The following is a 7,901-nucleotide window of genomic DNA, read 5'->3' as shown; positions in this document are numbered from 1 at the left end:
CGTCAGGCCGTCTCTCCGACCCGTCAGCACCGCCTCAGCAGCGCCGGTGAAGGGGTATTTACGGATTGGGCCCGGGACCTGCAACCCCCATTTTGAAAAAACTTCACATTTCTCTGCAGAAACTCACTCACCTTAATGAAATCAACAGGTTACCTTTATGATTTCTGCCGCCAATCCGCCAATGCCCGCCCCGGAACACGGGAAATCATGGCCTGTCAGCGGAATCGTACCCAATGCTTGGTAGGACCCCCAGAGTCGGGTGCATGAAAACGCCGCCCGAGTCTCCTCGGGCGGCGCAAGTCACCGCGATGGTCGCGGGGTTACTTCAGATCAAAGCGATCCGCGTTCATCACCTTGTTCCAGGCCGAGACAAAGTCGCAGACGAATTTGCCCTTGGCATCTGCCTGGCCATAGACCTCGGCCAACGCCCGCAGTTGCGAGTTAGAACCAAAGACCAGATCAACGCGGGTACCGGTCCACTTGACCGTGCCGCTTGAACGGTCACGGCCTTCATAGACGCCCTTGCCTGCGGGCTTCCATTCGGTGCTCATGTCCAGAATGTTGGTGAAGAAGTCGTTGCTGAGTGTTCCGACGCGGTCAGTGAACACGCCATGCGTGCTGTCGCCGAAATTGGCGCCCAGAACACGCAGACCACCGACAAGCACCGTCATCTCGGGCGCGGACAGGGTCAGCAACTGCGCCCGGTCGACAAGCAGCTCTTCAGGCGAGACCGTGTAGTCGGCCTTCTGATAGTTGCGGAAGCCGTCAGCAATCGGCTCCATCACCGAGAAGCTGTCCACATCCGTCTGCTCTTGCGTCGCGTCGGCACGACCCGGAGTGAACGGAACTTCGACATCCTGACCACCAGCTTTGGCGGCCTGTTCGATACCGACGGCACCAGCCAGCACGATCACATCGGCCAGCGACACTTTCTTGTTGCCCGACTGCGCAGCGTTGAACGCGGTCTGCACGCCCTGCAGCGCATCCAGCGCCTTGGACAGTTTCATCGGCTCGTTCACATCCCAGTCTTTCTGCGGGGCAAGACGAATGCGGGCGCCGTTGGCTCCACCCCGCTTGTCAGATCCGCGGAAGGTCGAGGCCGAGGCCCAAGCGGTCGAAACCAGCTCGGACACCGACAGGCCGCTTGCAGCAATCTTGGCTTTCAGGTCCGCCACATCCGCATCGTCAACCAGATCGTGATCCACGGCGGGAACATTGTCCTGCCACAGCAGTTCTTCGGTCGGCGCTTCCGGACCGATATAGGCCGCTCGCGGACCCATGTCGCGATGGGTCAGTTTGAACCACGCGCGGGCGAAGGCATCTGCAAACTCGTCCGGGTTCTCGTGAAAGCGTTTCGAGATCGGGCCATAGATCGGGTCCATGCGCATCGCCATATCGGCGGTGGTCATCATGGTCTTGACCTTTTTCGACGGATCATGCGCCGCCGGGGCCATGTCGTCTTCCTTAACGCCGATCGGTTCCCAGATATACGCGCCCGAGGGGCTCTTGGTCAGGTTCCAGTCATAGCCGAACAGCAGGTCGAAATAACCATTGTCCCATTTGATCGGGTTTGCGGTCCATGCGCCCTCGATTCCGCTGGTGGTGGTGTCGTCGCCCTTGCCGGACCCGAACTTGTTGATCCAGCCAAAGCCCATCTCCTCGATCGGCGCGGCCTCGGGATCGGGACCCACCAGATCGGGGTCACCCGCACCATGCGCTTTGCCGAATGTGTGACCACCGGCAACCAGAGCAACGGTTTCCTCGTCATTCATCGCCATCCGGCCAAAGGTGTCACGGATGTCGCGGCCCGAGGCCAGAATGTTCGGTTCCCCATCCGGGCCTTCGGGGTTCACGTAGATCAGACCCATCTGCACGGCGGCCAGCGGGTTTTCCAAATCGCGTTCACCCGAGTAACGGCTGTGCGGGTTGTCGGTCGGGGCAAGCCATTCTGTTTCCGACCCCCAATAGATGTCTTCTTCCGGCGCCCAGATATCTTCGCGGCCACCGGCGAAACCGAAGGTCTTGCCGCCCATCGACTCGATGGCGCAATTCCCGGCCAGAATCATCAGGTCAGCCCAGGAAATCTGGTTGCCGTATTTCTGCTTGATCGGCCACAGCAGACGGCGCGCTTTGTCCAGGTTGCCATTGTCCGGCCAACTGTTCAGCGGCGCGAACCGCTGGTTGCCGGTCGAAGCACCGCCACGGCCATCCGCGGTTCGATAGGTGCCGGCGCTGTGCCAGGCCATGCGAATGAACAGACCACCGTAGTGGCCGTAATCCGCTGGCCACCAGTCCTGCGAATCCGTCATCAGCGCATAGAGGTCTTCCTTCAGCGCTTTCATGTCCAGCTTCTTGAATTCCTCGGCATAGTCAAAGTCCGCACCCAACGGGTTCGACGCCGGCGTGTTCTGGTGCAGGATCGACAGATTCAGCTGGTTCGGCCACCAATCCCGGTTCGACCGGGTACCTGCGCCGTGCATTACCGGGCAACCGCCCGTTTTGGGGTTATCACTTCCGTCCATATCGATCTCCAATCCTGGCTAATTTCCGGCAGGTTCGCGCGGTCAAAACTCGGTCGATCAAGAGCACATGTAGAGGGCACTTTAACCCCGCCAAGGATGCGTGGTGCATCCCGTGCAAGGTATTGGCGACTCTGTTGTCTTGTCCCTTCAAGAAGTAGCAAACCAAAGCCATGCAAAAAAGTTTTGTTTGGTGATGAGTTTAATAGGAAATGGTTATGATATTTTTAGAATTGATCCTACCAGACAATTGTAACCTTGGGTCATACCCCGGATACGGCAATTGTTTTTTTCCGCCGCTCGGCCACAGTCTTAGATAAGGTTGACCCGGGCATCGCTCTGAGCGGTCGGGCAGGAGGGGGAAATCGGAATGGAATTCGACTATGTCATTGTCGGCGGCGGGTCCGCAGGTTCGGTGCTTGCCAGCCGTCTTAGCGAAGATCCAAGCAAGAGCGTTTGCCTGCTCGAAGCCGGCGGGCGCGGCGACAGCATTCTGGTTCGGATGCCTTCGGCCGTTGTTGCCACCCTGCCCGGACGGCCCAAAATCAACAACTGGGCCTTTGAAACGGTGCCGCAACCGGGGCTGAACGGGCGGCGTGGATATCAACCGCGTGGCAAGGCACTGGGCGGGTCCAGTGCGATCAATGCGATGCTATATATAAGGGGCCACCGTCAGGACTATGACGGCTGGGCCGAACTGGGCTGCACCGGTTGGGGCTGGGACAGTGTCCTGCCCTATTTCAAACGGTCCGAAAACAATGAGGACGGCGCCGATGACCTGCATGGCGACAGCGGCCCGCTTCAGGTTTCACACCAGAAAGAGCCGCGCCCGATCACTCATGCCTTCATCGAAGCAGCCAAACAGATGCAGCACCGCCGCACCGATGATTTCAACCGCGGCGACAATGAAGGTGTCGGCCTGTATCAGGTCACACAGTTCCACGACCCGGCCAAGAACGGCGAGCGGTGTTCGGCCGCTGCCGCTTATGTCTTTCCGGTCATGGGTCGCCCCAACCTGACGGTCATTACTCAGGCCCATGCCAAAGAGCTGACCTTTGACGGCAAGCGCGCAACCGGGGTGATCTACAGAAAGAAAGCCAAAGGCCCCGACATCGCGGTCACGGCACGGCGCGAGGTGCTGGTCTGCGCCGGAGCGCTGAAAACCCCGCACTTGCTGCAACTGTCCGGGATCGGGGCCGCAGAGGACCTGACCAAGCACGGCATTGCCATCCGTCACAACCTGCCCGGTGTGGGCAAGAACCTGCAGGACCATCTGGACTTCATCCTGTCCTACAAAACCAAAGACACCGACAATTTCGGGATCAGCCCGACGGCATCGGTAAATCTGACCCGACATCTTCTGCGCTGGCGCAAGACCGGCGTGTCGATGGCGGCGACGCCCTTTGCCGAAGGGGCGGGGTTTCTGAAAACCTCAGCCGATCTGGACCGGCCCGATATTCAGCTGCATTTCACCATCGCACTGGTCGATGATCATGCCCGCAAGCTGCATTACGGCCACGGGTTCGCCTGCCATGTCTGCAAACTGCGCCCCGAAAGCCGTGGAACGGTTGGCCTGAACAGCGCCGATCCCTTTGCTGCGCCCACCATCGACCCAGCGTTTTTGTCCGACGACCGCGATCTGGCCACGCTGATCAAAGGCGCGCGGATGATGCGAGAGATCCTCGAAGCCCCCGCCCTGGCCAAATACCGGCACAAAGAGATGTTCGGAACCGACACCGCCCGCACCGACGCCGATTGGGAACAGCACATCCGCGACCGCGCCGACACGATCTATCACCCGGTTGGAACCTGCAAAATGGGTGTGGATGAGATGGCCGTTGTTGATCCCGAACTGCGCGTGCGCGGGATCGAGGGGCTGCGGGTGGTCGATGCCTCGGTCATGCCGACGCTGATTTCGGGCAACACCAACGCGCCGACCATCATGATTGCCGAAAAAGCCGCCGACCTGATCAAGGCCGCCGGCTGAGCCTCAGACGTCTTTCATCAGGGCTTCCAGCCCGGTGCGATAGTCCGGATACAACAGGCGCACGCCCAGCTCATCCTTGATCCGGTCATTTCGGACGCGCTTGTTCTCATTATAAAAGCTGCGCGCCATCGGGGTCATATCGGCCTCGTCAAATGGAACGGCGGGCGGCAAAGGCAGGCCCTGCAACTCGGCAGCGTAAGAGATCACGTCCTGCGGCGGCACGGGCTCATCATCGCAGACATTATATATGGCGCCGGGATTGGGCGCGGCCATCGACGCGGCCAGAACCTGCGCGATATCCGCCACGTGAATGCGCGAAAACACCTGACCGGGCTTGATGATACGCCGCATCCCCGCCCGCTTGAGCTTGGAAAACGGTCCGCGACCCGGTCCATAGATACCGGCCAGCCGGAAGATATGGACCGGCAGTCCCGGGATGTTCCGCCATTGCTCCTCGGCCTTCACCCGCCACCGGCCGCGCTCGGCCGTGGGTGTGGGCGGAGTGGTTTCATCCACCCATTCCCCCTGATGATCGCCATAAACGGCGGTCGTCGACAGATATCCAACCCATTTGAATTGCGCGGCCCGAGCAGAGATCTCGTCCTGCAACGCTGCCAGTACCGGATCACCGTTCTTGTTGGGGGAAGTCGAGATCAGCAGATGCGTCACCCCGTCCAGATCCGGTGTCTGGCCGGGCCAGATCAGCGGCTCGGCACCCGATGCGCGAATGGTGGCGGATTGGGCGGGATCGCGGGTGGTGCCGACGATGCGCCACCCTTGGGGTTTCAGTAGCTGGGACAAGGCTTGCGCCGAATATCCGTGGCCGAACGAAAAAAGAGTTCCTGTCATGTCGCCTTTGATGATCCGCAATTCCGGCGGATGCAAGCACCTGCGTCTGAATACTTGATTCGAATCCCTCAATGCGCCTTTCTTTTAAGCATGGCTGAAAAAACACCAAACCTGCATACCGCTTATTCTTTGGATTCACCCGAGGAGCATAAGGAACTCTATGCCGAATGGGCCGGGGACTATGACGAGACCTTTGCCGCGCGCGAGGATTACCAGCTTCATATCCACACGGCCCGTGCCTTTGTGGCCGCCGGTGGACAAGGGCCGGTTCTGGATGTGGGTGCGGGCACGGGGTTATGCGGTGCGGTGCTGGCCGGGTTGGGCGTCGGGCCGATCGACGCCACCGATATCAGCGCTGAAATGCTGGATCAGGCGATGCGCAAGGATATCTACCGTGACGCGATCGAGGCCGATCTGAACCAGGGTATCCCGGTTCCGCGTGACAGCTATTCCGGTATTGTGTCCTCGGGCACGTTCACCCATGGCCACCTGGGCCCCGAGGCCCTGCCCGCCCTGCTGCGCATTGCCCGCCCCGGCGCGCAATTCGCCCTGTCGATCAACGCGCAGCACTATGAAAAACTGGGTTTTGCCGAGGCCTTGCACAAGCTGGCACAGGGTCAGATCCACAACCTGACCCTGCCCGAGGTGCGGATTTACGGCGATCTGGCCGTGGGCCCCAATAAGGACGACACCGCGCTGATTGCCCTGTTCGAGCGGACCTGACCGTTACGTGTACATCTGCTTCTTGAACGCCCGGGTCCGCATCGTCGCCTCGGCCGAACCGTCGTGATAGGTGCCGAACCACTTGTCGAAGGGGATCTCAGAGGTGCCATAGTTGCACTCGAAATACCGGTGATGCAGCTGGTGAAAGAAATCCCCGGCGCGGGCGGCATCGGTATTCCCGGCCTTCAGCTTTTCAAAGCCTGAATGCGACAGGACCGGGCTGATCTGCTGGAAATAGGTATGGAACAGCACATGCAGCGGGTGTGACGGCACGATCAGGTGAATGAAGTAGGTCGTGAAGTAGAGCAGGTTCTCATACCAATGGTTCGAAATCCCTGACCACGGCCCGATATTGACGTTCCGGTGATGCACGGCGTGGACGTGTTTATAGAGCTTGGGGTGGTGCTCCAACCGGTGCGCCCAATAGAAATGCAGCCCCGACCACATCGGAATGAACAACATCCAGATCACACACCAGACCGGCGCACTGGCCCAAGTCACGGTGGGCACATAGCCGTTGGCCATCGCCCAGTAGATGATCCACTGATAGGCGGTCGCCACGGTCATCGCGCTGCCCAGCGTCCACCAGATATTATCCCAGACCTGATTGCGGAAGGTGAAGTTGCCATTGTTGCGGGTCAGGTCGCGGCGGTCGAACTTCTTGTACATGCCCTGCCCTTTGCGCATGTAAAGCCACCAGTGCAGGCTGCCAGCGACCAGGATCTGAGGCACCATGTTCAGCAGCCAGATGCGGAACATCCAGCCGGGCGCAAAGCTTTGCATCGTCTCCAACGCCGGGAAGAAGAAAGCATAGGCTGTGACAGCCAGTGCCATGCACAGGGTCAGCGCCGTGATCTGAAGCCACGCGCCGCTGTACCATTTCAACACGGCAGCGGGACGCGGAGGCCAGTTGAACAGCGGGTTCAGCCCCACCGGCCCCTCGGGGTGATAGTGCCAGCGGGCGGCTTCGGGGTCTTGGGTGACGTCGGTCATGGCAATACCCTATGTGTGGCGTGGTCGGGTTATGTGGCGTAGTCGGAGCCTTCGGCATCCAGCAGAGCCTTGATCTCGCGCAGATGTGCCTCGGCCTGATCGGGATAGTCATCCAGTTCCTGTGCTGTCTTTTCGGCAATCTCATCCGACAACACGCGCAGGGGCTGGCCGGTTTGTAGCGCTCGGATGTAGGTTTCCGCCGCCCGTTCAAAATAATAGAGGCGATTGAAGGTATCCGCCGGGTCGCTGCCGATCACCAGCACACCATGGTTGCCCATGATCATGACCTTTTTCTTCGGATCCGACAGCATTCCCGCGCAGCGTTTGCCCTCGCTTTCAAAGGCCAATCCGCCGAATTCCTGATCGACCACATAGCGGTTGTAAAAAGTGGCCGTGTTCTGATCGATCGGCGGCAGAGTGCTGTCCGCCAGCGAGGCCAACACGGTGGCAAAGATCGAATGCACATGCATCACGCAGCGCGCATGCGGGCAGTGGCGATGGATCGATCCGTGCAAACCCCAAGCGGTTGGATCCGGTGCACCGGGCTGAGACATCACGTCCGGATCGTTGGCATCCAGAAACAGCAGATTCGACGCCTTGATCCGCGCGAAATGCATCTGGTTGGGGTTCATCAGGAACTGCGTGCCGTCCTCGTTCACCGCAAGGCTGAAATGATTGGCCACGCCTTCATGCATGTTCAGCCGCTCGGTCCAGCGGAAGGTCGCGGCAAGGTCCACGCGTTCTGCCCAATGGTCGATGTTGGGACGCAGGTTGGTGACGGTCATTTCGGGCTCCTGTTGGAATAGCTGGGGCTTTGGAAAAGCGTGCCT

Annotated in this window: 6 protein-coding genes; 2 read left to right on the top strand and 4 right to left on the bottom strand. The window is 59.9% G+C overall.

All coding sequences use genetic code 11. The features are described from left to right. Positions 1 to 320: 320 nt before the first annotated feature. A complete protein-coding gene (katG, locus tag GOX88_RS18340) occupies positions 321 to 2,522 on the bottom strand; it encodes a catalase/peroxidase HPI (RefSeq protein WP_170405133.1) in 2,202 nt (733 codons plus the stop codon). A 367-nt stretch (positions 2,523 to 2,889) separates the two neighbouring features. On the opposite strand from katG, the gene GOX88_RS18335 reads away from it, so the two are divergent. Beyond that, the gene (locus tag GOX88_RS18335) at positions 2,890 to 4,506 is read left to right on the top strand and encodes a GMC family oxidoreductase (RefSeq protein ID WP_170405130.1); all 1,617 of its coding nucleotides are present in this window, start codon (positions 2,890 to 2,892) and stop codon (positions 4,504 to 4,506) included. A 3-nt stretch (positions 4,507 to 4,509) separates the two neighbouring features. Here GOX88_RS18335 and GOX88_RS18330 read toward each other — a convergent pair whose 3' ends face one another. Next, a complete protein-coding gene (locus tag GOX88_RS18330; RefSeq protein WP_170405127.1) occupies positions 4,510 to 5,355 on the bottom strand; it encodes an SDR family oxidoreductase in 846 nt (281 codons plus the stop codon). Between the two features lie 90 nt (positions 5,356 to 5,445). On the opposite strand from GOX88_RS18330, the gene GOX88_RS18325 reads away from it, so the two are divergent. Continuing rightward, complete coding sequence (locus GOX88_RS18325) at positions 5,446 to 6,078, top strand: class I SAM-dependent DNA methyltransferase (RefSeq protein ID WP_170405124.1); 633 nt, start codon at positions 5,446 to 5,448, stop codon at positions 6,076 to 6,078. A 3-nt stretch (positions 6,079 to 6,081) separates the two neighbouring features. On the opposite strand, the gene GOX88_RS18320 is transcribed toward GOX88_RS18325, so the two are convergent. Further along, a complete protein-coding gene (locus GOX88_RS18320) occupies positions 6,082 to 7,071 on the bottom strand; it encodes a sterol desaturase family protein (RefSeq protein WP_170405121.1) in 990 nt (329 codons plus the stop codon). 29 nt (positions 7,072 to 7,100) lie between these two features. After that, positions 7,101 to 7,856 (bottom strand): class II aldolase and adducin N-terminal domain-containing protein, encoded by a 756-nt coding sequence (locus GOX88_RS18315; RefSeq protein ID WP_170405117.1) that lies wholly within the window; start codon positions 7,854 to 7,856, stop codon positions 7,101 to 7,103. Between the last annotated feature and the right edge of the window lie 45 nt (positions 7,857 to 7,901).

Origin of the sequence: Ruegeria arenilitoris, from assembly GCF_013030985.1 — a bacterium.
Taxonomy (GTDB): domain Bacteria; phylum Pseudomonadota; class Alphaproteobacteria; order Rhodobacterales; family Rhodobacteraceae; genus Ruegeria; species Ruegeria arenilitoris_B.
Note: the sequence above shows the minus strand (reverse complement) of the source record. Positions and strands in the feature narration are given on the sequence as shown.